General features: G+C 29.2%; 1 protein-coding gene. It reads left to right on the top strand.

The window, feature by feature from the left end; genetic code table 11:
• Positions 1–356: hypothetical protein (locus ITJ86_RS17690; protein ID WP_230080343.1), on the top strand; the 356-nt coding region annotated here is incomplete at both ends.

Raw genomic sequence — 356 nt, 5'->3', positions numbered from 1 at the left:
TGGGATATTCAAGCTAATGAAATATCAAACTTTAATCCCAAAGATATAATCATAAAAGCAAAGAAGCAACGTAACAGTCAATATATCAGTATTACCGTTATGTCGTTAACAGTGGTTGTATTGATAATCTATGCATTTTATTATGCATTCAATCAATGGAACACCTTTAATTTAGGTTTAATTCTAATGATTTCTAGTCTTACATTGCGAATTATCTTGGAGTTCTATTCATTATATCGCAAAGAAAAACAACTCATCTCAATGGCTCAAAAATCTTACTTTGCCTATCTGAAAAAGTATTATAAAGCTCGACAAATGATAAACTTTGTTATTACACCAATCTGTATTGCAGTTTA

This window comes from Winogradskyella marina (assembly GCF_015645385.1).
Taxonomy (GTDB): Bacteria; Bacteroidota; Bacteroidia; order Flavobacteriales; family Flavobacteriaceae; genus Winogradskyella; species Winogradskyella marina.
Note: the sequence above shows the minus strand (reverse complement) of the source record. Positions and strands in the feature narration are given on the sequence as shown.